The organism is Chitinophaga parva, from assembly GCF_003071345.1.
Taxonomy (GTDB): domain Bacteria; phylum Bacteroidota; class Bacteroidia; order Chitinophagales; family Chitinophagaceae; genus Chitinophaga; species Chitinophaga parva.
Genome location: NZ_QCYK01000002.1, coordinates 531,001 through 553,436 on the forward strand (window position 1 = coordinate 531,001; position 22,436 = coordinate 553,436).

Annotated in this window: 20 protein-coding genes; 14 read left to right on the forward strand and 6 right to left on the reverse strand. The window is 52.8% G+C overall.

The genetic code is table 11. The features are described from left to right. Positions 1-48: 48 nt before the first annotated feature. On the reverse strand, positions 49-711 hold the full coding sequence (locus DCC81_RS12655; protein ID WP_108686989.1) for a HupE/UreJ family protein: 663 nt from the start codon (positions 709-711) through the stop codon (positions 49-51). Positions 712-785: 74 nt separating this feature from the next. Here DCC81_RS12655 and DCC81_RS12660 point away from each other — a divergent pair, with 74 nt between their 5' ends. Further along, complete coding sequence (locus DCC81_RS12660) at positions 786-1,274, forward strand: DUF6702 family protein (protein WP_108686990.1); 489 nt, start codon at positions 786-788, stop codon at positions 1,272-1,274. A gap of 454 nt (positions 1,275-1,728) precedes the next feature. Here DCC81_RS12660 and mutS read toward each other — a convergent pair whose 3' ends face one another. Then, positions 1,729-4,335: a DNA mismatch repair protein MutS gene (gene mutS / locus DCC81_RS12665; protein WP_108686991.1), complete on the reverse strand. Its 2,607-nt coding sequence runs from the start codon at positions 4,333-4,335 to the stop codon at positions 1,729-1,731. A gap of 291 nt (positions 4,336-4,626) precedes the next feature. On the opposite strand from mutS, the gene DCC81_RS12670 reads away from it, so the two are divergent. The 7 genes from DCC81_RS12670 to DCC81_RS12700 all read left to right on the forward strand — a co-directional run bounded on the left by DCC81_RS12670 (position 4,627) and on the right by DCC81_RS12700 (position 9,366). Beyond that, positions 4,627-5,154, forward strand: coding sequence for an RNA methyltransferase (locus tag DCC81_RS12670; protein ID WP_108686992.1), 528 nt, complete (start codon positions 4,627-4,629; stop codon positions 5,152-5,154). 29 nt (positions 5,155-5,183) lie between these two features. After that, positions 5,184-6,047: a UbiA-like polyprenyltransferase gene (locus DCC81_RS12675; RefSeq protein ID WP_108686993.1), complete on the forward strand. Its 864-nt coding sequence runs from the start codon at positions 5,184-5,186 to the stop codon at positions 6,045-6,047. Between the two features lie 3 nt (positions 6,048-6,050). Next, complete coding sequence (ruvX, locus tag DCC81_RS12680) at positions 6,051-6,458, forward strand: Holliday junction resolvase RuvX (protein ID WP_108686994.1); 408 nt, start codon at positions 6,051-6,053, stop codon at positions 6,456-6,458. Between the two features lie 110 nt (positions 6,459-6,568). Next, on the forward strand, positions 6,569-7,147 hold the full coding sequence (gene def / locus DCC81_RS12685) for a peptide deformylase (RefSeq protein WP_108686995.1): 579 nt from the start codon (positions 6,569-6,571) through the stop codon (positions 7,145-7,147). 67 nt (positions 7,148-7,214) lie between these two features. Then, on the forward strand, positions 7,215-7,766 hold the full coding sequence (locus DCC81_RS12690) for an RNA polymerase sigma factor (RefSeq protein WP_108686996.1): 552 nt from the start codon (positions 7,215-7,217) through the stop codon (positions 7,764-7,766). A 19-nt stretch (positions 7,767-7,785) separates the two neighbouring features. Next, positions 7,786-8,670, forward strand: a complete 885-nt coding sequence (locus DCC81_RS12695; RefSeq protein ID WP_108686997.1) for an anti-sigma factor — start codon at positions 7,786-7,788, stop codon at positions 8,668-8,670. 417 nt (positions 8,671-9,087) lie between these two features. Beyond that, the gene (locus DCC81_RS12700; RefSeq protein WP_133177649.1) at positions 9,088-9,366 is read left to right on the forward strand and encodes a hypothetical protein; all 279 of its coding nucleotides are present in this window, start codon (positions 9,088-9,090) and stop codon (positions 9,364-9,366) included. Between the two features lie 91 nt (positions 9,367-9,457). Here the strand turns inward: DCC81_RS12700 and DCC81_RS12705 are convergent, their stop codons facing one another. Next, complete coding sequence (locus tag DCC81_RS12705) at positions 9,458-11,200, reverse strand: T9SS type B sorting domain-containing protein (RefSeq protein ID WP_108686999.1); 1,743 nt, start codon at positions 11,198-11,200, stop codon at positions 9,458-9,460. Positions 11,201-11,588: 388 nt separating this feature from the next. Continuing rightward, entirely contained in the window at positions 11,589-12,671 is a 1,083-nt protein-coding gene (locus DCC81_RS12710) for an RluA family pseudouridine synthase (protein WP_108687000.1), read from the reverse strand. A 60-nt stretch (positions 12,672-12,731) separates the two neighbouring features. Here DCC81_RS12710 and lipB point away from each other — a divergent pair, with 60 nt between their 5' ends. Further along, positions 12,732-13,430 carry a lipoyl(octanoyl) transferase LipB gene (gene lipB / locus DCC81_RS12715; protein ID WP_108687001.1) on the forward strand — a complete coding sequence of 233 codons (699 nt, stop codon included), beginning with the start codon at positions 12,732-12,734 and terminating at the stop codon, positions 13,428-13,430. Between the two features lie 109 nt (positions 13,431-13,539). On the opposite strand, the gene DCC81_RS12720 is transcribed toward lipB, so the two are convergent. Further along, the gene (locus tag DCC81_RS12720) at positions 13,540-14,286 is read right to left on the reverse strand and encodes a hypothetical protein (RefSeq protein ID WP_108687002.1); all 747 of its coding nucleotides are present in this window, start codon (positions 14,284-14,286) and stop codon (positions 13,540-13,542) included. A gap of 150 nt (positions 14,287-14,436) precedes the next feature. After that, positions 14,437-15,339 carry a 1-aminocyclopropane-1-carboxylate deaminase/D-cysteine desulfhydrase gene (locus DCC81_RS12725; protein WP_240613024.1) on the reverse strand — a complete coding sequence of 301 codons (903 nt, stop codon included), beginning with the start codon at positions 15,337-15,339 and terminating at the stop codon, positions 14,437-14,439. Positions 15,340-15,682: 343 nt separating this feature from the next. Here DCC81_RS12725 and DCC81_RS12730 point away from each other — a divergent pair, with 343 nt between their 5' ends. The 5 genes from DCC81_RS12730 to ilvN all read left to right on the forward strand — a co-directional run bounded on the left by DCC81_RS12730 (position 15,683) and on the right by ilvN (position 22,319). Then, positions 15,683-16,582, forward strand: a complete 900-nt coding sequence (locus DCC81_RS12730; RefSeq protein ID WP_108687004.1) for a sugar phosphate nucleotidyltransferase — start codon at positions 15,683-15,685, stop codon at positions 16,580-16,582. Positions 16,583-16,960: 378 nt separating this feature from the next. After that, entirely contained in the window at positions 16,961-17,878 is a 918-nt protein-coding gene (locus DCC81_RS12735) for a branched-chain amino acid transaminase (protein WP_108687005.1), read from the forward strand. Positions 17,879-18,351: 473 nt separating this feature from the next. Further along, the gene (gene ilvD, locus DCC81_RS12740) at positions 18,352-20,031 is read left to right on the forward strand and encodes a dihydroxy-acid dehydratase (RefSeq protein ID WP_108687006.1); all 1,680 of its coding nucleotides are present in this window, start codon (positions 18,352-18,354) and stop codon (positions 20,029-20,031) included. Next, entirely contained in the window at positions 19,997-21,745 is a 1,749-nt protein-coding gene (ilvB, locus tag DCC81_RS12745; protein WP_108687007.1) for a biosynthetic-type acetolactate synthase large subunit, read from the forward strand. The genes ilvD and ilvB overlap by 35 nt, the downstream gene beginning before the upstream one ends. A gap of 40 nt (positions 21,746-21,785) precedes the next feature. Then, positions 21,786-22,319, forward strand: a complete 534-nt coding sequence (gene ilvN, locus DCC81_RS12750; protein WP_108687008.1) for an acetolactate synthase small subunit — start codon at positions 21,786-21,788, stop codon at positions 22,317-22,319. Positions 22,320-22,436: the final 117 nt, after the last annotated feature.

The following is a 22,436-nucleotide window of genomic DNA, read 5'->3' on the forward strand; positions in this document are numbered from 1 at the left end:
TCGAGAGTTTAGATGTGGTTGAGTGCTTTTATGTTGCGCTAAAAAAAATCAGTTGGCAGTGGCCAGTACGTACCCGCGTTCAATCACCATTTGCAGGGCTACGCCAAAGATGGCCGACGAAATAAAGAAACACCAGTTGCGCAGCGATACCTGGAATACGCCCGTAACCAAAGCGGCCAGCAGCAATACGCAAATAACAATAACGATCTGCCCGCATTCCAGTCCCAGGTTAAAGGCCAGTAAAGGCTGCACAATATTGGTACCGGTGCCCAGCAGGCTTTTGAGGTAATTGGAAAACCCCAGTCCGTGTATGAGCCCGAAGAAGAGGGCAAAAAAATAATTCAGCTGCACGCCACCTTTTGCGGAAGCGGCATATGTCATTTTGAGCCGTCCTGTTTTAGACGAATAACCGGGAATGCCACGCGCAGGCGAAGCGGGCTTCCGGACAATGTTAGAAAATGCCGTGATCAGAATGGTAACCGGTATCAGGAATTCGATCAGGTTTCGGTTGACGTGCAAATAGCTTAACACACTTAGCGCCAGGGTAATGGAATGCCCAACGGTAAAGGCGGTGACCAGCACCAGTACTTTCTTCCAGTCTTGCAATAGGTAAAGCGCACACAGCGCCGTCACAAATAGAATATGATCGTAACCTCGCCAATCCAGGATATGCTGCCACCCCGTCTCAAAATACAATCCAAACTCCTGCATTGCCTATATTTGTATTTGTCTAATTTTGGTAATGATAAAAAGATTGCCGTAATAATTCAAATTTTTAGCGTTCAATGGGACTATTATTATGTAAATGGTTGGTGCCGGCGTGGTTGACACTGTTCCATCCTTTCTTCGTGAGTGTTACGGAAATCCGCCATGATGCGGCAAAGAAAGAGCTGCAGGTGAGTTGCCGTATCTTCTATGACGACCTGGAAAATGCGCTGAAAACCAGGTATAAGACCCGGGTGGATATCCTGCACCCCGCGGATAAAAAAGCGGTGGATGCCCTGGTGGCAGACTACCTGTCCAAACACCTCACCATCACTGTGAACGGCAAACCGGTGGCGGCCAAGTACCTGGGCTACGAGATCCAGGAGGAAGCTGCCTGGTGTTACCTGGTAGCGGGGGACGTAGGGAATGTGAAGCAGGTGCAGCTCAAAGATGATATCCTCTATGAGGAGCACCCCGAGCAGATCAATATGATCCATGTGATCGTAGGCGGGGAGCGCAAAAGCACGAAGCTGGATAACCCCGCCACTGCGGCTTCCTTCGCCTTCTAGCAGGGACCTCACACGTTTGTGTAAGCCGGAACCAGCGCCCGGCGGGCATTACAAGCGGGATAAAATTTTTTTTCATTGTTTCTTTTAGCTGCTGTAGCAACGGTTTTACCGGCTAGAGTGAGGATTTGCAGGGCCTTCGCTACATATATTACCTGTAAAACATATATTTTTTGGAAGTCAAATAAAACGATTTAGCAAAAAGGATAACCCTTATGCATTTTAATTCGCGGAAAATAACTAAGTTCGTGTGCTAAATCGATTTTGTTTCATCCGCCCCGCAAACTTTTTTTCATAACGGAAACTATGTGAATGAGACGGCCGCCGCATTTTTGTGGTGGCTTTTTTCTTGAACAGGAACGGGGAACTTCTTTTTACAGACGTTCCCCGTTTTGGGCTTTTATAGCCGGGTATCCCTTTACAGTTGTTCCCTGTCTTGCTTTTATAAAATGCGCTGTTACAGCATGCCTTTAATCTCGTTCAGCTTCATCAGCGCTTCCACCGGCGTTAGCCTGTTAATATCCACCGTCTCCAACACACTGCGTATATCCCGGAAGGTGTCGCTGTGCGCATCAAAAATATTGAGTTGCATGCGCGTTTGCTTTTCCGCTACTTTTTTGATGTTGTGCTGCAGCGGCGCTTCAATGTGTTTTTCTTCCAGCTGGGCCAGTACTTCATTGGCCCTGTCCAGCAGCTGCGGGGGCATACCGGCCATGCGGGCCACGTGTATCCCAAAGCTGTGGCGACTGCCGCCCCTGGCCAGTTTGCGCAGGAAGATCACCTTGTTGCCGCTTTCCATGTTGGTGATATGATAGTTCTTGCAGCGGCCCAGTTTATTTTCCAGTTCATTGAGCTCGTGGTAATGGGTGGCAAACAGCGTTTTGGGCTGGTGGGGCGTCATATCATGGAGGTATTCCACAATGCTCCAGGCAATGGAAATACCATCGTAGGTGCTGGTGCCGCGGCCTATTTCATCCAGTATTACCAGGCTGCGGGCCGTGATGTTGTTGATGATGCTGGCCGTTTCGTTCATCTCCACCATGAAGGTAGACTCGCCACCACTCAGGTTATCAGAGGCGCCCACGCGGGTAAAGATCTTGTCTGTAAGCCCTATGTGCGCACTGCTGGCCGGCACAAAGCTGCCCATATGCGCCATAAGGGTGATGAGGGCTGTTTGCCGCAGCAGGGCAGATTTACCGCTCATGTTAGGCCCGGTGAGGATGATGATCTGCTGGAGGTCTTTGTCCAGCAAAATATCATTGGCCACGTATTGCTCACCCGCCGGCAGGCCGCGTTCTATCACGGGATGGCGCCCATCACGGATGTCCAGCACATAATCGTCAGACAGGGTGGGGCGGCGGTATTTGTACTGCACCGCGTTGTGGGCAAAGCAAAGCAGGCAATCCAGCCTGGCCAGCATCTGCGCGTTTTGCTGGATAGGGGCAATGAAATCCTGCAACGTTTGCAGCAGTGCGTCAAACAGCTGGTTCTCCAGTGCCAGGATCTTTTCTTCCGCCCCTACAATTTTCTCTTCATATTCCTTCAGCTCCGGCGTAATGTAGCGTTCTGCATTGGCCAGCGTTTGCTTGCGGATCCAGGTGGCGGGCACCTTGTTCTTATGCGTGTTGGTTACTTCCAGGTAGTAGCCAAACACGTTGTTGAAGGCCACTTTCAGGGAGGGGATGCCGGTATTTTCAGACTCGGTTTGCTGGATCTGCAGCAGGTAGCTTTTGCCGCTGTGGGCAATCTTGCGCAGGTCGTCCAGCTCTGCATGCACGCCGGGGCGGATCACGTCGCCCTTGTGGGTTTGTACCGGCGGGTTTTCGTTCATTTCCCGCAGGATACGCTCCAGCATGGGTGGGCAGCAGTCCAGTTTTTCGTATAGGCGTTGCAGGTAGGCATTATCCACACCTTTCAGTAACGATTGGATGGCCTGCACCTGTTCCAGGCCCCGTGCCAGTTGCATCACCTCGCGGGGATTTATTTTTTTCAGCGGGATCTTGGATACCAGCCGTTCAATATCGCCCAGTTGTTTAAGGTGATGATGCAGCTGGCGGGACAGGTCGTTTTCCCTGATCAGGAATTCCACGGCGTCCAGGCGCTCGTTGATAGCCGTTTGCTGGCGCAGGGGAAAGGCGATCCAGCGCTTCAGCAGGCGGGCGCCCATGGGCGATGCGGTATTGTCCAGCACCTTCAGCAGGGTATGGCCGTTTTCCACGCTGCTTTGCAGCAGTTCCAGGTTGCGCACGGTGAAGCGGTCCATCCACAGGAAATCATCCTGGTCTATGCGCTGCAGGGAGGTGATGTGCTGGAGGTGCGGATGCTCGGTATCGCGGAGGTAGTGCAGGGCGGCACCGGCAGCAATGATGCCTTCGTTCAAACCCTCTATACCAAAGCCTTTCAGCGAGTGCGTCTCAAAATGTTTGCGGATCACTTCATCCGCATAGGTGCTGGTAAAGATCCATTCTTCCAGCGTGTAGGTGTAGAATTTGGAGCCAAATACCTGGCGGAAATGCTTTTGCTGTTGCTTGGCAAACACTACCTCTGCAGGCCGGAAGCTTTGCAACAGTTTGTCCACGTACTCCAGGTTGCCCTGGGCAATAAAAAATTCGCCGGTAGAAATATCCAGGAAGGCCACGCCGGTCATGCCGTTGCCAAAATGCACAGCGGCCAGGAAGTTGTTGGAACCATTTTCCAGCAGCTTATCATTCACGGCCACGCCGGGTGTCACCATTTCGGTAACCCCGCGTTTTACGATGCCTTTTACAGATTTCGGGTCTTCCAGCTGGTCGCACACGGCCACGCGGTGGCCGGCTTTCACCAGCTTGTGCAGGTAGGTATCCAGCGCATGATGGGGAAATCCTGCCAGGTCCATATGGGAAGCCGCCCCGTTGGCACGCTTGGTGAGCGTGATGCCCAGTACCTGGGCGGCAATGATCGCATCTTCATTGAATGTTTCGTAAAAATCGCCCACCCTGAACAACAGCACGGCATCCGGGTATTGTGTCTTGATCGCCTTATGCTGCTGCATCAGCGGGGTTTCTTCCGTTTTGGATTTTGCCATGGGGCAAATATAGGGGATCGGGCCCTAGAATGGAGGTTCCGGGCCCTGTGTTCCCAGGTCTTGGGTCTCAGCTACGCCCCTTTCGTGGAAGTGGTGTTGTGCCTGGATGCCGCATCCGCCGCAGTCGCGGCTTTGGTGGTTGTTGCATCGATTTATTGCTCACAATTTATCCACAAAGCATCATTGGCAGGAAGCTAACAACGACTGGTACTTAAGACCCAAGACCTGGGACGTAGGACCTGGGGGCCCCGGACTCCAAAGTCTCCCTGCATTATCTTACCTTTGCAGACTATGCGCAAACTCTCGATGGAAGAACTCGGCCGTAAGTCGGTCGCTGAGTTCAGGGCGGCAGATAAAACGCCGCTGGTGCTGGTGTTGGACAATATCCGCAGCATGCACAATGTGGGGTCCGTGTTTCGCACGGCGGATGCTTTTTTGCTGCAGGGAATTGCGCTTTGCGGCTACACCCCGGTGCCGCCCCACCGGGATATCCATAAAACTGCGCTGGGCGCTACGGATACGGTGACCTGGGAATATTTTCCCACCACGCTGGAGGCGGTGCAGCAACTGCAGGCCGAAGGTTACAAAGTGCTGGCCGTAGAGCAGGTGGCAGGCAGTGAAATGCTGGACGCATTTGTACCGGGGGAGCAGCCCCTGGCCCTGGTATTTGGCAATGAAGTGAGCGGGGTGGATGCCACCGTGATGGCAGTAGTGGACGGGGCCATTGAAATACCCCAGCTGGGCATGAAACATTCACTCAACATCTCCGTGAGCACCGGCATAGTGGTGTGGGATATTTTCTCCAAATGGAAACGTTAAAAACTCAAGATAGACCGAAGCTAGATTTTATGATCCGTACCATTAACAAATACCTGTCGCTTGTAAAATTTGCGCACACCATCTTTGCCATGCCTTTTGCCCTCATCGGCTTTTTCATGGCCGTGGTGCGCGGGCAGGCCCGCTTTTCCTGGATACTCCTGCTGGAAGTGGTGTTGTGCATGGTGTTTGCCCGGAGTGCCGCCATGGCCTTTAACCGCTGGCTGGATGCGGAGTTTGACGGCCGCAATCCCCGCACCGCGCGCCGCGAGATCCCGGCCGGTGTGATCCCCGCAAAAAGTGCCCTGCTGTTTGTGATCATCAACTGCGTGCTTTTCCTGCTTACCACCTGGTTCATCAACCTGCCCTGCTTCCTGCTGGCGCCCGTGGCGCTGTTAGTAGTGCTGGGCTATAGCTATACCAAACGCTTTACCCCGCTGTGCCACCTGGTACTGGGCCTGGGCCTTAGCCTGGCGCCCATCGGGGCTTACCTGGCGGTGACCGGCCAGTTTAACGTGGTACCCCTGATACTCAGCTGCATTGTACTGTTCTGGGTATCAGGATTTGATATCATCTACGCGCTGCAGGACGAGGAATTTGACCGTGAGCAGCACCTCAATTCCATTCCCGCCTGGCTGGGTAAGGCCGGTGGGCTGCGTTTCTCCGAGATCCTGCACGTAGCGGCAGCTGCCCTGGTGATCACCCTGGGCCTGGTGGCCGGCATGCACTGGATCTTCTGGATAGGTGCGGCGGTGTACATTGGCATGCTCATTTACCAGCACGCCCTGGTAAAGCCCAATGACCTGAGTAAGGTGGACCTGGCCTTTATGACCACCAACGGCATTGCCAGCGTGGTATTTGCGGCATTCACCATTGCAGACCTTTTTGTATTCTGATCTATGCGTATACTGGCACTTGATTACGGGAAAAAGCGTACAGGACTGGCGGTTACAGACCCCCTGCAGCTCATTGCATCGGGCCTTACCACGGTGCTCACCCACGAACTGATCCCTTACCTGCGGAAATATATTGCCCAGGAACCCGTGGAACTTTTTGTGATAGGAGAGCCTAAGAACCTGGATGGAGAGGCCACCCACGGCACCGCCCTGGTGCAGGAATGCATCCGCATCCTGCAAAAGAATTTCCCCGACATACCGGTGAAGAAAATGGACGAGCGCTTTACGTCTAAAATGGCGGTCCGCTCTTTGATCGATAGTGGTGTGAAGAAGAAAGACCGGCAGAACAAGGCGCTGGTAGATGAGGTGAGCGCTACCATTATTTTGCAGGAATACCTGCAGTACAGGTGATGGAAGCTTCCTTTGGGAAGGTGGATTTCCCTGGTAAAGATCTTTCGCCCCCCGGCCCGCCGGGGATACGGCCGCAAAAAAGCATAACGTTTAAAAGAATTTAAAGCACAATGATATACCCAATCGTAGCCTACGGGCACCCGGTTCTGAGAAAAGTAGCAGAAGACATTACGCCCGAATACCCGGGCCTGCAGGACCTCATCGCCAATATGTGGGAAACCATGTATGCCTCTAATGGCGTGGGCCTGGCAGCACCCCAGATCAACCGTTCCATCCGTTTATTCGTGGTAGACAGCCTCCAGATCATTGAAAACCTGGAAGAAGATGAAAAGAAAGATTATCCCGATGACAAGGGCATTAAACAGGTGTTTATCAACGCCCACATCGTGGACTCCGCCGGCGACGAATGGCCCTATAACGAAGGGTGCCTGAGCATTCCCCGCGTGCGTGAAGACGTGTACCGCCCCGAGGAAGTGACCCTGCGCTGGGTAGATGAGCAGTTCCAGCCCCACGAAGCTACCTTTAACGGCGTAACCGCCCGTGTGATCTTCCATGAATATGACCACATTGACGGCAAGCTATTCATCGACTACCTGAAGCCCATCAAACGCCGCCTCATTAAAGGCAAGCTGGATGATATCACCAAGGGCAAAGTGAGCGTGGATTACAAGATGACTTTCTATAAATAATTTTTTTTGTCATATAAATTAGTTGGTTTACTTTAGGATAGTATTCTAATTAACCTCCATACCTATTTTGGGCTCCACTCTCACATACACTGAAGCTGAACTGGTCCATGGCCTCAAAGCCCGGGATGAGAAGGTATTTGGTTACCTCTACGATCATTATTCCCCTGCGCTGTTTGGCGTAGCCCTGAAAGTGCTGAACGACGAAAATTCAGCCGCCGATGTATTGCAGGAAGTTTTCCTCAAAATATGGCGTAGCATTGACCGTTATGATGAAGAGAAAGGGCGTTTGTTTACCTGGATGCTGAACATAACCCGGAATACCGCCATTGACGCCCTGCGCTCCAAAGCCCATAAACTGGAGCAAAAGGTGCAGGACATTGGCGATGATATCCATTTTTACACCAATCACCTGGCAGTATCACAGGCCGTGGATCATATCGGCCTCGTGAAAGTGCTGGAAAAGCTCAATAAAGATCAACGTGTGATCATTGACCTGGCCTATTACAAAGGTTGTACCCAGGAAGAAATCGCAAAAGTATTGGACATACCACTGGGCACCGTGAAAACGAGGATGCGGAACGCTATTATACAACTGCGGAACATTTTAAAAAACTCATAGAAACAAAATCGTATAACCAGTGGATGTACAGCGTTACATATCATCGGGCATTATTGAAAGCTATGTTGTAGGACTGCTTCCCAGCGCTGATGCAAAGGAAGTGGAAGCTACCATGGCCCAGTATCCCGAGGTGCGTGCCCAGGTGGAAGCCTGCCGGCAGGATATGGAGCTGTATGTAGGACTGCGTGCCGTAGTGCCCCCGCCCTCCGTGAAGGCCAGTATTATGGCCATCATTGCTGCGGAAGGCAATGCCACCGCCAATGGCAATGGCGCCTCCACCGTTGATCACCAAACCCCGGTGACCCCTATGCCCAATTCATCCCAGCCGGATGCCAGTGAAAATGGCGCCCCGGTGCACAACCTGGTAGATGCCAGGTGGCGTGTTGCGGCTGTAGCGTGCCTTATTTTACTCATGGGCAGCCTTGCCATGAACTACGTGTATTTCAACAATTACACGGTTGTTAAAGGCAAGTACGATGAATTGCTCCTGGCCCAGGCCAACCTGACCAAGGCCCATGAAACTTACCAGACCAAACTCCAGCAATCCGAAGACGAACTGGCCCTCATGCGCAACCCGGACTACCAGGCTATCAGGATGCCGGGCGTAAAAGGTCATGAAGGTAATATCGCCACCATCTACTGGAATGCGAAGTCACAGGAAGTATACCTGCTGTCGCAAAACCTGCCGGTACCCGCTGCAGATAAGCAGTACCAGCTGTGGGCCATTGTAGGTGGCAAACCAGTAAGTGCAGGTGTGTTCAGCGTGGGCGACCTGGCGAAAGGCCTCCAGAAAATGAAACAGGTCAGCGGTGCACAGGCCTTTGCCGTAACACTGGAAAAAGCAGGCGGTGCAGACAGTCCCACGCTGACCCAGATGTTTGTGATGGGCAAAGTAGGCGGTTGATAAATACGATCTTACCTGTTAAACATAGCAAGGCCCGCAGTGAAAAACTGCAGGCCTTTTTTTATGCAGGGCTTGCCGGCGATGCGGTTTAACTGTTTTCCGCTTTATCTTTTTCCAACGTTGTACCAGGCGCTGCTGCGATCATTTTGCAGCATATAAATAATTGTTTATCAATTTATTGAGTACAAAAAGTGCCCTCGAATGCGTTTTTTCAGGCGGCGCGTTAACAAAACCTTTAAAAACCAGCGCTTACGCCTTGCCGTACATAAACATGCCAACAACATTAAGAACCAGTTTCGTCCTCAATTGATCAACACTTAATTGCCAACAAGGACTTATTCACCCATTACCCATTTCAAAAAGGCATACGCAGCACAATGACGTGTTGCGAGGAAGAACGTTTATAAATTTTGAAGCGTGGACGTAAAACAATTCATCTCATCCGGAATTATTGAGATGTATGCAAGCGGGCTGGCAACAGAGGAGGAGATACAGCAAGTGGAAGCCGCCATGCAATATTCAGGGGAAGTGCTCAGTGCTGTAGAGTCCTGCCTGCACGATATGGAATTGTACGTGCTGATGCAGGCCGTGCAGCCACCACCCGATTTGCGCACTATGGTGCTCAATGCGGATCTTGATATGATACCGGCAGCAAAAGCGGCTGGCAGCGGGCAGCGCCCGGCAGACTGTAATTAACACTTATGGATGGTCAATCCGCTCTATAACGGGAAACGGCCCTTACGCACGTAACATGCGAAGGGCCGTTTTAGTATCCGGTAATTTTTAATCAGTAGATCAGTGCCACACTGCCGGTCTTGGTTACCATCAGGCCGGTTTGCGGGTTGCGGTATTGCAACACCCAGGCGTAAGCCCCTACAGGCGCCAGTTTACCGTCCAGCAGGCCATTCCAGCCCACGCCTGGATCGTTGGCATAGAACACCCGGTTTCCCCAGCGGTTGTACACGCTCAGTGAATACTCCGTAATAGGGCAGCGGTACACGGGGAAGAAGCGGTCGTTATGCCCATCGTTATTGGGAGAGAAGCCGCTGGGCAGTATCACCTGGCAATCGCAGTTCTGGTAATACACCGTAACAGAATCCACGGAGCGCCCGCAGGTGTTGGTTGCCACGGCTGCATAAATGCCGGCTTTATTTACCGTGAAAGTGCTCACCGTGCTGCTGTCCTGCCACTTGTAACTGGCGCCGGCACCGCGGGGTACCAGTTGCAGTACTTCTCCATTACACAGCATGGTATCCAGCGGCAGTTTAATGCGCAGCGTATCGTCAATGTTCACTTTGATCGTATCATGCAGGGGGATGCACCGGGCTATTTTTGCTTCCACGAAATAGTAGCCCGGTTCCGTTACGTAATACACCGCCTGCTGGGAGCCATCCTGCCACAGGTAGGTGCCTATCCCGCGATCAGCGGAAAGCACCAGGGTATTGCCTTTGCAGATGGTGGTATCACTTCCCAGGTCCAGCTTACCGATCACGTAGTTGCCCACCTTGGCGCTGTCTATCACGCTGCAGGAGCCGCCCAGCGGGGCGGGAATGTCTACAAATACGCTGTAGGTGCCGGTATTGGATACGGTGATGGTAGGCCGGGTAGCGCCGGTGTTCCAGCGCCAGCGGCTGGCCCCGGGCAGGCTGGCGGTGAAGGTGCGGGTTTCACCGGGGCACAACATGGTGTCCGGCCCCAGGAAGCTACCGGCGGGTACGGGAGGGCCGGGTGCTATGGTGATGGTGGCATCGGCCGTATAATCACCGCAACCCTGTACCGTGGCCTTTACATAATAATGGCCGGTGGTGTTTACATTGATAGAAGGCGTGGTGGCGATCACCGGGGCGCCGGGCGTGTCTTTGTACCACTCATAAGTAGCATTGTTCACCGTGGCATCCAGGTACATGCTTTGGCCGGGGCAGAGGGTTTCATCGGTGCCAATGCCGAAGTTCACCGGTATTTTGGAAAAGAAGATGTTTACAGAGTCCGGGTCCCGGCAGCCATTGATCTTTACCCAGTATGTGCCTGCTTTGGTGACGTTGTAAGTGGGCGTGGTGGTCACCGTATCCTGCCATTGGTAGGTGGCACCGGGCACGGAGGGCGCAGTGAGCGTGTAGGGAGTGCCTTCGCACAAGGTAAGGTCCTGCGGGCCCAGTGGCGGCGTGTTTACCGGCATTACAATGGTGATGTCCTGCTGGGTCACAGTTTGCGTGGCGCCGTGGGTGGCCGTGAGCGTTACGGAAAAAGTACCGGTGCCGGAAAAAGTATGGTAGGGCCTTTTAAGCGTGCTGGTATTGGCGGTGCCGGAGGCTGCATCGCCAAAGTCCCACACCACAGCGGTGATGGTGGAGGTATCGGTGATGGTAAAGCGTACGGAGTCGCCATAGCAGGTGGTGCTAAAGCTAAAGGGATCGTCAATGCGACGGGTGTTGTGGTGTGTACTGCTGTGATCCGTTGCCAGCGCCGGGATAGGAACGCTTACGAGCAGCAGCAGTAGCAGCAATAGTGGTTTGACAGGGTGATGCATCATCAGGCCTTTCTGTAGAAATGGTTATGGAACCGTAAGGTAGTCCAAATCGGTGGATATATATTACTTTTTTAACAGATTTTATATTCACATAATGTGACAAAACATCTTAAAAGGCCGCTATTTGCCACTGTTAACATCTTATTAGCTTTTGGCTGGGGTGAGCTTGGTAGTTTTGATGGTAGTGGTCATGGGCAACCATGGCTGCCCACAGAGGCAATAGGGCGAAGGGTAGGAGCTAGCCCTGTTGCTTTCTTTTTTTAACCGGTGTTTTAATATTTGTCATAATTTTTTTTGGTTTTAACAATGGAGGCGGAAGTTTTTCCGCCTCCATTGTTTTGCGGGAGCATGTATTGCCCTGGTGGCGCATCAAAGGCCCGGGCGGGAACGCCTATCCGTTCGTATCCAGGGGCCTGGCGGCAATGTACCTTCTCCAGCGTTCCACCACCTGTGTAAAATCATCCGGCACGGCGCTTTCAAAATGCACGAACTGCTTGGTGCGCGGGTGCACAAAGCCCAGGGTGCGGGCGTGCAGGGCGTGGCGGGGCATTATTTCAAAGCAGTTGTCTACAAACTGTTTGTATTTATTGAAGATGGTACCTTTCAGGATACGGTTGCCCCCGTAGGTATCATCATTGAACAGGGAGTGGCCGATGTGTTGCATGTGCACGCGGATCTGGTGGGTGCGGCCGGTTTCCAGGCGGCACTCTATCATGGTCACGTAATTGAATCGTTCCAGCACCCTGTAGTGGGTGATGGCCTCTTTGCCAAAATCGCCCTCCGGGTAGGCATCCATGATCTTGCGGAAGCGCTGGTGCCGGCCCACGTGCGCCACCACGGTGCCTTCATCCTCCTCAAAATCGCCCCATACCAGGGCTATATAACGCCGTTGCACAGTGTGGTCAGCAAATTGTTTGGCCAGGTCGCTCATGGCCTTTTCATTCTTGGCCACCACCAGCAGGCCGCTGGTGTTCTTGTCAATGCGGTGTACCAGCCCAAAACGCGCGTTCATGGGAATGGGGGAGGTCTTGTCTTCGCCCAGGTAATAGGCCAGGCCATTCACCAGGGTGCCGGTGTAATTGCCACAGCCGGGATGTACCACCATACCGGGTTTCTTGTCTATGATCAGCACGTCCTCATCCTCGTACACGATGGGCAGGGGAATATTTTCCGGCAGGATCTCCTGGTTCTCCGGGTCTTTGTTGGAGAACACGATGATATGGTCCTGGGGGCGGATCTTGTAATTGGATTTTACCGGCTTGTTATTGACCAGTACCATCTCATTATCAATGCCCTGTTGTATCTTATTGCGGGTAGCGTTCTCTATGCGGGCCTGCAGGAACTTGTCGATGCGGATGGGTTCCTGGCCTTTGTCTACCGTAAAGTTCAGCCGCTCAAACACGACTTCCCCTTCCGACTCCGTGTCGGCATCATTTTCCAGTTCATCATCCAGCTCGTAGTGGCCGTCCTTCATGTATTAAATTTTTGCAAAGGTAGAACTTTAGCGGGAAGACGTAAATTTGTGGCGTTTCATATGAATAAGATCGTAGTCAGGAATTTAGGAAGCATCGATTACCAGCCCGCGTGGGACCTGCAGGAGCAGTTGTTGCTGCAGGCCGTCACCGCCAAGCGGGCCATGGCATCCGGCGAAGCCGGCGCTACTTTACCGGTTCACCAGTTGCTGCTGGTAGAGCACCCGCCGGTGTACACCCTGGGCAAGAGCGGCCATGAAAGCAACCTGCTTATCAGCGAGGCCCAACTGGCCGAAGGCCATATCCAATACGTAAAGACCAACCGTGGTGGCGACATTACCTTCCACGGCCCCGGCCAGCTGGTGGCTTACCCCATCCTGGACCTGGAGCAGTTCTTCACCGACATTGGCAAGTACCTGCGTTTCCTCGAAGAAGCCGTGATCCGTACCCTGGGCCACTACGGCCTGGCCGGCGAGCGATCCGCCGGCGAAACCGGCGTATGGCTGGACGTAGGCACCCCCCGCGCACGTAAGATCTGCGCCATGGGCGTGCGCTGCAGCCGTTGGGTAACCATGCATGGCCTGGCCCTGAATGTGAATACCGACATGCGCTATTTCAGCAATATTGTGCCCTGCGGCATCACCGATAAGGCCGTGACTTCCCTGCAGCAGGAACTGGGCCGGGAAGTGCCCATGGCCGGGGTACAGGCGCTGTTGGTGAAATTTATAGGGGAGGTGTTTGAAGCGGAGATGGTGGGGTAAAAATGTTGCAGGTGAATGCCTGCGCCGGCGTTTTGCTGCAGGCAATGCCAGGCTATGTAATGGTGAACAGGCCCAAAAAATGCGGCCACGAAACCGTGGCCGCACCTATTCAGTTCTTATAGTTCAACGGGATAAACAACGTCCATTTCTCTTTCAGATTTCCACCCTCATACAACTCAAACGCAAACCACCCCGCATGCAGGAAGATCGCTTTCTCCAGGATCAGTGATGGTTCCGTGATCTTCGGGATATCAAACAGGAAGGTACCATTCGGCTCAAAGAATTTGATCATGTATTGCTTGCTCGCTGCATCCGGCAGTTTAATGTTCACATTGCCATCCGCCGTAGTGTAGATATAGTTCGATGGCTTCCACACCGGTTTTTCCTCTACCTTGGGCGTCACCGTAGCCAGCGGCGGGCGGCTCGCATTGGTTTGCGGGGCCTTCTGCACACCACCTGCTACCGGGGGCGGGCCTACATCCGGCGCGGTGAGCTTGTCCGACGCATTGATAGTGCTATCCGCCACGGCCAGCACTACGTTGGAGAAAAAATAACGGCCACTCTTCAGCAGGATGAACAGGCGGTAATAGTTACTGCCGGGCAGGGGTTTGTTATCCAGGTAGGCATTGCGCATGGAGGCCGGCTCACTGGCGTAGCCAATGGTATAAAAGTTCAGCACACTATCCAGGGAGCGCTGGATGCCGATCTCTTTCACGTTGCTGAACCCCGAAAGCCAGTCCAGCTGGATCTTGCCGGTTTTAATGAGGGCGGAAAAGTTAGGCAACACCGGTGGTGTAGGGCCTGAGGGAGTATCGTCTTGTTGTGCTTTGCCGGTGAGCAGGATGAAGAACATCATGCTGGTTAATAAGGCTAATCTCGCTAATTGCTTCATACGGTCGCAAAAATACAATTACAGTTCATTAATCAATAACACCCGGCCGTGCAAAATAATGTGAGAAACCGGGTATTTCCGGTCTCTGCCGGCAGCGATGGTTCCAGTGTGGTGTCAGTGGAATGAAAGAACGCCGGGAGGCAGGGAAAGATTGCCCTGCAGGCCGCCCGTGTGCAGGAGCAATATACGGCTGCCTGCCTGGAAGTGCCCGCCCAGGGCCAGCCCGCGGAAGGCCATCCCCATTTTACCGGTATAAATTATATCCAGGGGAATGCCCGTTTGTGCATGGAAATCATTCATGAATGCAAAGAGGGCAGGGGAGGTCTTCGCATAACCACCCTGGTGAAACTGGTAATGCAGTTGCCACGCTACCGGTGTATGCCGCGGCCGCAGCAGTTCCCGGATGGAGGCCTCCATCCACTCCGCCTGCTTCAGCACCGGGATGCCTATGACGGTTTGCCCGGGCGCTGCGCTGTTAATGAGACCTGCCAGCGTAGTGCCGGTGCCGCCGGCGCAAAGGAGGTGGGTGTAGGCATCCAGGCCCGGGGCGCTTTTTAGAATATCCTCGCAGCCCAGGGCGCCCAGCGCATTATGGCCGCCCTCCGGCACCACGAAATATTCCGGGAAACGGGCACCCCACTCTGCCGGGTTTACGGTACGGTAAGCTTCCCGGGAAATGAATTGCAGTTCCATCCCATGGGCCTGGGCCTGTTGCAGGGTAAGGCTCAGCGTGGCGGGCCTTTCCCCCCGCACCACGCCTATGCTGCGGAGGCCTGTTGCGTGGCAGGCAGCAGCGGTGGCCGCCAGGTGGTTGCTCCAGGCACCGCCAAAGGTGAGCAGGCCGGTTTTGCCTCCGGCCAAAGCCGCTTCCAGGTTGCGTTTCAGCTTATACCACTTATTGCCGGAAATGGCGGCATGCAACTGGTCCAGCCGGAGCATATCTGCGCAAAGGCCCGCCGGTAGCCAGTCTGGCTGCACTTTACTAATGGGTAGTATGGGTATTTCCGGTAAGATCATCACAGAATAAGCGTATGATGAACGCTTGTAGTTCAATGTTTTATGTGGAAAAAAAAATCCAGGCCGCGGCAAAAATAATCTTTTCTTAAACCAGCAGGAACTGCGGTGCCACTGCGGCTTTGAATAGCGGGCTCAGATGTAGGCTGGGCAAGGCTTGCATGGCTAAAAGGGTTTAGCAGCGCTTTCAGGCAAGGTGTTTGATAAAGCACAAACCGCCATTGCGCCGCTACTTCCGGCAGCTGCCAGACCGCCGGCGCGTGGCAACAAAACCAATTTAATCCTTTAATTTAGCCCCCGGTATTACCGGGAATGATTGAACCTCGTAAACTGTCAACAACACACAATGCAAAAGCCTACTTTACTGATCCTCGCCGCTGGTATGGCCAGCCGTTATGGTAGCCTCAAACAGATCCAGCAATTTGGCCCCGGCGGAGAAACTATCATTGATTACTCTATTTACGATGCCATCCGCGCAGGTTTTGGTAAGATCGTCTTCATTATACGCAAGGACTTCGAACAGGATTTCAAAGATATTTTTGAGCCCAAGCTCAAGGGCCGGGTAGAAACGGCTTATGTATTCCAGGAAATGGATGCCTACCTGGATGGCTATACTATGCCGGCAGACCGTACCAAGCCCTGGGGCACCGCCCACGCCATCCTTTGCGCAAAAGACGCTATCAATGAGCCTTTTGCCGTGATCAATGCAGATGATTTTTATGGCCGCGACTCTTTTGAGAAAATGGCGAAATTCCTGCAGGATGGCTGCAAGGACGATGTGTACAGCGTAGCAGGGTATGAACTGGGCAAGACCATCAGTGAGCATGGCTCCGTATCGCGCGGGGTATGTGCGGATGATGGCAAAGGCAACCTGGCCGCCATTAACGAGCGTACCAAGGTGTACAAGGACGGTGAGCAGATCGTGTATGAAGACGCTACCGGCAAGCATCCCCTGGGCGATAAAACACCCGTGTCCATGAACTTCTGGGGCTTTGCGCCTTCCGTGTTCCCCCTGAGCCAGGAGCTGTTCAAAAGCTTCCTGCAGGAAAAAGGACAGGAGCCCAAATCGGAATTTTTTATCCCCATCGTGATAGATAACTTCATTCATGGCAAGGGCGTAGTGAAGATCCTTCCCACCAGCGCGCAATGGTTTGGTGTTACCTACAAAGAAGATGCGCCCGGCGTACAGGCCAGCCTCCATGCACTGGTAGCCGCCGGCGAATATCCTTCCAACCTTTGGAAATAAAACTGCGTTTTTGTTAAAAGATAGGCAGTAAAAGCCGATGAATTTTAAATAATCGAAAGAAAATCCCGGTTATTTGATATTTATCTAAACATTTAAAAGGTTATTGTTTTTTATTCTAACGGGCTATACTTTTGTAGAAGTCGTGAAATGCGATGCCTCCTATGTGGGTAAATAAAGACAATATAAAACTCAATCACATCGTTCCCGAATTAAACTGGGCTATAAGCCTCGTTGTGATAGTCATTGTCATTATTCGCCACCAATTTGGAGGATAGGTCACCGTGTACTCATATCAACGATATAGACAAACCTTCCTCCCACCGAGGAAGGTTTTTTTTATGCCTGTAATTTCATTCGCAAACAACAACCTGAATAAATATGTATAGTTATTACGACCAAAACACCATCCTGTATCTAAATGGTCAGTATCTGAAAGCGACCGAAGCAAGCACCGATCTCTATGGCCAGTCACTGCATTATGGCTATGCAGTTTTTGAAGGCATCCGCGCTTACAAAACCGCAAAGGGAGAAGTTAAGATCTTCAAGGCAAAGGAACACTTTGACCGTTTTAAGCGCTCCTGCGAACTGATACACATCCCGTACCCGTTCAATAACGATGAACTGATCGAAGCCTGTTACGAAGTGCTCCGCCGTAACAACATGGAAGAAGCTTACATCCGTCCGCTGGCCTTCTGCCCGCCTAACATGACGCTGAAAGCGGCCTCTGAAACGGAAGTACTGATCTGCGCATGGGAATGGGGTGCTTACCTGGGTGAAAAACTGCTGCGTGTAGCCACATCGTCTTACCAGCGCCCGAACCCGAAAGCATTCAAGATCGAATCCAAATCTGCCGGCCTGTATGTAAACTCTATCCTGGCCTCCCAGGAAGCAAAGGAAAAAGGCTATGACGAAGCGCTGCTGCTGGACATGAACGGCTACGTAGCAGAAGGCCCCGGTGCCAACGTCTTCTTTGAAAAAGACGGCAAGATCTTCACGCCTCCTCCCGGCAACATCCTCCCCGGCATTACCCGCGCCACCGTTATTGAGCTCTGCAAAGAACTGAACATCCCCATCGAAGAAAAACTGTTTACCATCGAAGAGCTGCGCACTGCAGACAGCGTGTTCTACTGCGGTACCGCTGCTGAAGTAGTAGGCTGGGATTCCCTGGACGGCCAGGGTTTTGCCAAGCCCTGGGCAGACTCCCTGGGTAAATACCTGCAGAAGGCTTACAAGGCCCGCGTGCTGGAACAGGAATTCACTGAAAAGTACCAGCCCAAATCCGCTGCGGTTGTATAACCACCCGGCCGGCGGTGTATGCATTGCCGTTAAGGCGTGCTGCCCGCCGGCCGGAATTTCCCGATAACACGGACGTTCTTCTTACGTCGTAATAACTATCAACTGGTTTTCCTGGTTCCATAACGTCCATGCGGCAAGGTGTAACCGGGAACACTAAAATTTACCTCCGTCCGGAATTTTGTTTTGTGCGTTTGATCTTGTGATGAGATGAAACAGGGACTTCCTTTTCCAATACCGGCCCGCCGGCAGGAAGAAATACCGGGCGCCGGCACTTATGACCTCCCTGTTTTCCCGGAAATGAAAACCCGGAAATAGGAAACACCCCTTGAATCCCGTAAAATAGCATACCTGAAATGAGCCACCATGGCTTATTTCCGCAAAAAATGCCCGGTTTTGAATGCCGGGAATGGTAAAATATCCGATTTGACCTAACCGGCATTGCCGGGTAATTTGGTACCTGAAATAAACAGCAAATGGAACTCAATAAGTATAGCAAACTACTGACACAAGACCCGACGCAGCCTGCTACACAGGCTATGTTCTACGGACTGGGATTTACGGAAGAAGACCTGAAGAAAGCACAGGTGGGTATTGCCGCCATGGGATACGATGGCAACACCTGTAATATGCACCTGAACGGGCTGGCGGATATTGTGAAGGAAGGGGTATGGGCCAATGACCTGGTAGGCCTGCGTTTCTATACCATTGGCGTAAGCGATGGCATGGCCAATGGTACAGAGGGTATGCGCTATTCCCTGGTGAGCCGTGACGTGATCGCTGACTCTATTGAAACCATTTGCGGAGGCCAGTACTATGATGGGGTGATCACCATCCCCGGCTGCGATAAGAACATGCCGGGCTCCCTCATGGCCATGGGCCGCCTGAACCGCCCATCCCTGATGGTATACGGTGGCAGCATTGCCCCTGGCAAATACAAGGGCCAGGACCTCAACATCATCTCTGCTTTTGAAGCCCTGGGCCAGAAACTGGCGGGCAACCTGGATGAAGCAGATTTTAAAGGCATTGTACAGCATGCCTGCCCCGGCGCCGGCGCCTGCGGTGGTATGTACACTGCCAATACCATGAGCGCTGCGATTGAGGCCATGGGTATGAGCCTGCCCTACAGCTCTTCCAACCCTGCGCTGAGCCAGGCCAAAAAAGACGAATGCCTTGCCGCAGGCAAATACATCCGCCTGCTGCTGGAAAAAGATATTAAGCCCCGCGACATCATGACCCGCAAGGCGTTTGAGAATGCCTTCACGGTAGTGATTGCCCTGGGCGGTAGTACCAACGCGGTGCTGCACCTCATTGCCATTGCCAAGTCTGTGGACATCCAGTTCACCCTGAAAGATTTCCAGGACATCAGCGACCGTACCCCGCTGCTGGCAGACCTGAAGCCTTCCGGTAAATACCTGATGGAAGACCTGCACAACGCAGGGGGGGTGCCCATGGTAATGAAGTACCTGCTGAAGAAAGGCTACCTGCATGGTGATTGCCTCACGGTAACCGGCAAGACCATTGCAGAAAACCTGGAAGACGTAAAGGACATCGATTTCGAAGCCCAGCATATTATCGTTCCGGTAGAACAGCCGCTGAAGATAAACGGGCATATACAAATGCTGTATGGCAACCTGGCCACAAAGGGTTCTGTGGCGAAGATCACCGGTAAAGAGGGTGAGCGCTTTAAAGGCCCCGCCCGTGTGTTTGATGGAGAGTTTGAACTGATAGCCGGTATCCAGAGCGGCCGTGTAAAAGCCGGAGATGTCGTCGTCATTCGCTACGTGGGCCCAAAGGGTGCCCCGGGCATGCCGGAAATGCTGAAACCTACCTCCGCTATCATCGGGGCAGGATTGGGCAAGAGCGTGGCATTGATCACCGACGGACGTTTCTCAGGCGGTACACACGGCTTTGTAGTAGGCCACATTGTACCCGAAGCATTTGAAGGCGGTGGCATTGCACTGGTGAAAGACGATGACATTATTGAAATCGATGCCGTGAATAACACCATGAACGTATTGCTCTCTGATGCTGAACTGGCTGCACGCCGCGCTCAATGGACGGCGCCTGCGCTGAAAGTATCGAAAGGAGTTTTATTTAAATATGCTAAATCCGTAAAAGATGCAACAGAAGGATGTGTTACCGACGAAGCCTAAAACAACGGCATCGGCACCAGCCGTTGCTGAAAATATAACCGGTGCAGAAGCGGTGATCCGCTCACTGGTGGCAGAAGGGGTAGATACCATTTTTGGTTACCCCGGTGGTGCTATTATGCCCATTTACGATGCCCTCTATGATTTCCAGGATACCGTACATCATATCCTGGTACGCCATGAACAGGGCGCTACACACGCTGCACAGGGCTATGCCCGCAGCAGCGGTAAGGTAGGGGTGGTGTTTGCCACCAGCGGCCCTGGCGCTACCAACCTGGTAACCGGTATTGCTGATGCCTATGTAGACTCTACCCCGATGGTGTGCATCACCGGCCAGGTAGCAGCCGCTTTGCTGGGCACCGATGCCTTCCAGGAAACGGACGTTATCGGCATCACCATGCCCATTACCAAATGGAACATACAGGTGACCCGCCCGGAAGACATTGCGCCGGCCATTGCCAAGGCATTCTACATTGCGCGCAGCGGCCGTCCCGGCCCGGTGCTGGTAGATATTACCAAGAACGCACAATTTGCCGTTACTAATTTTGAATACAAGCCCTGCTCTTACATCCGCAGTTACAGCCCTACGCCGGAGCTGAACCAGGAGCAGATCGCAGCGGCAGCACTGGCCATCAACGATGCCAAACGTCCCTACATCCTGTGCGGGCACGGCGTATTGCTGAGTGGTGCGGAAAAAGCGCTGATAGCGCTGGCAGAGAAAGCCGGCATTCCCATCGCCTCTACATTGCTGGGCCTTTCCGCGGTGCCTACCAGCCACCCGCTGTACGTGGGTTACCTGGGTATGCACGGCAATTATTCGCCAAACATCAATACCAATGAATGCGATGTGCTCATTGCTGTGGGTATGCGCTTTGATGACCGCGTGACCGGTGATGTAAGCAAGTACGCCCGCCAGGCAAAGGTGATCCACATTGAGATTGATGCAGCGGAGATCAACAAGATCGTGAAGGCAGACGTTGCGGTGCATGCCGATGCAAAAGCCGCGCTGGAAGCCCTGCTGCCGCTGGTGAACGCTGAAAAACATGAAGAATGGCTGGCTTCTTTCCGGGAAGGGGATAAGCTGGAATATGAAAAGGTACAGCAGAACGAACTGCATCCGAAAGCAGGAGGCCTTACCATGGCGGAAGTGATCCGCCGCATTTCCGAAAAAACGGAAGGCAGGGCGATCCTGGTTACAGATGTGGGCCAGCACCAGATGGTGGCAAGCCGTTACTACCAGTTCCGCGATCCGAATACCAATATCACATCCGGTGGTATGGGCACCATGGGCTTTGCCCTGCCGGCCGCCATGGGCGCTAAAGTAGGCGCACCGGAAAAAGAAGTGGTGGCCATCATCGGCGATGGTTGCTTCCAGATGACCTTACAGGAACTGGGCACCATCAACCAGTCCCAGATCGGTGTGAAGATCGTGATCCTGAACAACAATTTCCTGGGCATGGTACGCCAGTGGCAGCAGCTCTTCTTCGACAAGCGCTACTCTTCCACGGAAATGATCAACCCTGATTTTGTACAGATCGCCAAAGGTTTCTTTGTGGAGGCCAAAAAGGTGAGCAGCCGCGATGAGATTGACGCTGCGGTAGATACCATGCTGGCGCATAAAGGCGCTTACCTGCTGGAAGTGGTGGTGGAAAAAGAAGAGAACGTATTCCCGATGGTGCCCACCGGCGCCGGTATTGGAGAGATCCGCCTTGACTAGGGAAAAGGTTAACGATTAACTACTTCACAACACTGACTTTATGCAAAAAGAATATACAGTAACGGTTTACACCGAAGACCGGATTGGGATCACCAACCGCATCACGGTGATCTTTACCCGCCGCCAGATCAATATCACCAGTCTTACTACCGCTGAAACGGAAATACCGGGTGTTTATAAATTCATCATCACCGTATTGTCTACCCGCGAAAAGCTGGACAAGGTGGTGGGCCAGATAGAGCGGCTCATTGAAATTCACCGTGCCTTTGTACACGAGGAAGATGAAGTGGTATACCAGGAGCTGGCGTTGTACAAGATCGCTACGCGCAACCTGAATAACCACAACATTGAACAGCTCATCCGCGATAACAATGCCCGCATTCTCACCATCACCGCAGATTACGTGGTGATTGAGAAAACTGGCCACCAGCAGGAACTTTTGAGCATGCTGAAGCAACTGGAGCCGTATGGGCTGATAGAGTACTCCAAGAGCGGGCGCGTGGCCATTGTGAAATGGAGCCGCCGTTTCCACGAGCACCTGAAAGACCTCTCCCTGAAACAGGCGGAGCTATAACGTAAACGCATACACGCAATAAATCCTTTTTTTTAACATCAGCTTTTAAGATCAGCCGGCAGGCCTCAACATAAACACACGCCGCCGCTCATTTTAAAACCATTTAAACAACTAAAA